This is a genomic window from Weissella fangxianensis (assembly GCF_024718545.1).
Classification (GTDB): Bacteria; Bacillota; Bacilli; order Lactobacillales; family Lactobacillaceae; genus Weissella; species Weissella fangxianensis.
Map to the genome: position 1 here is coordinate 1,561 of NZ_JAMXDB010000063.1, position 1,737 is coordinate 3,297.

Here is a 1,737-nt window from a genome sequence, read left to right on the forward strand (position 1 = left end):
CAGCATTAGTTCTTTGAAAACTGAATCATAATTGTAAATTTTTAAATTCATTTAAATTGATTTTTATCAATTAAATTGAGCCGAAAAAATACACCGCGTAATTTTTTGAGTTTTTTAAATAAGTTTAAAATCGCTTGTGACCATTGAGTCACAATACTCAAACGAAATCATCAACGACAGTTGATCGGTTAAGTTATTAAGGGCGCATGGTGAATGCCTTGGCACTAGGAGCCGATGAAGGACGGGACTAACACCGATATGCCTCGGGGAGCTGTAAGTAAGCTTTGATCCGGGGATTTCCGAATGGGGGAACCCAACTTGTTATGCAAGTTATCGTTTTAATGAATACATAGTTAAACGATGGTAGACGTTGTGAACTGAAACATCTCATTAGCAACAGGAGAATAAAGAAAAATCGATTCCGTCAGTAGCGGCGAGCGAACACGGAGAAGCCCAAACCAGAGTGCTTGCACTCTGGGGTTGTAGGACTACCGTTGTGGAGTTACAAATTTGTTTATTAGCAGAATCAGCTGGGAAGCTGAGCGACACTGGGTGATAGCCCCGTATGCGAAAGTAAGCAAACTCCCGTGTAGGATCCTGAGTACGGCTGGACACGTGAAATCCAGTTGGAAACTGCGAGGACCATCTCGTAAGGCTAAATACTCCCTAGTGACCGATAGTGAACCAGTACCGTGAGGGAAAGGTGAAAAGCACCCCGGAAGGGGAGTGAAAAAGTTCCTGAAACCATGTGCCTACAACAAGTTAGAGCCCGTTAATGGGTGATAGCGTGCCTTTTGTAGAATGAACCGGCGAGTTACGATAACATGCAAGGTTAAGGTGGAAAGACCGGAGCCGTAGCGAAAGCGAGTCTGAAATGGGCGACTGAGTATGTTGTTGTAGACCCGAAACCAGGTGACCTACCCATGTCCAGGGTGAAGGTGTGGTAAAACGCACTGGAGGCCCGAACCCATACATGTTGAAAAATGTTGGGATGAGGTGTGGGTAGCGGTGAAATTCCAATCGAACTTGGAGATAGCTGGTTCTCTCCGAAATAGCTTTAGGGCTAGCCTCGGAAGAAAGCGTGTTGGAGGTAGAGCACTGTTTTGGTGCGGGGCCCATCTCGGGTTACTAAACTAAGATAAACTCCGAATGCCAATCACGTATGTCCGGGAGTCAGACAGTGAGTGATAAGATCCATTGTCGAAAGGGGAACAGCCCAGATCGTCAGTTAAGGTCCCTAAGTGTGTGTTAAGTGGAAAAGGATGTGAAGTTGCATAGACAACTAGGATGTTGGCTCAGAAGCAGCCACCATTTAAAGAGTGCGTAATAGCTCACTAGTCGAGTGATTCTGCGCCGAAAATGTACCGGGGCTAAACACACCACCGAAACTACGGGTGCCACGTAAGTGGCGCGATAGGAGAGCGTTCTAAGGGCAGTGAAGTCAGACCGTGAGGACTGGTGGAGCGCTTAGAAGTGAGAATGCCGGTATGAGTAGCGAAAGACAGGTGAGAATCCTGTCCACCGTATGACTAAGGTTTCCTGGGGAAGGCTCGTCCTCCCAGGGTTAGTCGGGACCTAAGGCGAGGCCGAAAGGCGTAGTCGATGGCTAACAGGTTGAGATTCCTGTACCAGGTGAACATGTTTGAACAATGGAGGGACGCAGAAGGCTAACGGATCCCAGCTGCTGGAAATGCTGGGCCAAGCAATAAGTCTTAGTGTGAGTTAAATGCTTGCACT

At 47.2% G+C, this 1,737-nt stretch carries 1 rRNA gene (only partly in view); it reads left to right on the forward strand.

What is annotated here, in order from left to right:
• The first annotated feature begins 186 nt into the window (after positions 1-186).
• Positions 187-1,737: ribosomal RNA gene (locus tag NGR58_RS09875) — 23S ribosomal RNA — on the forward strand (it continues 1,429 nt past the right edge of the window).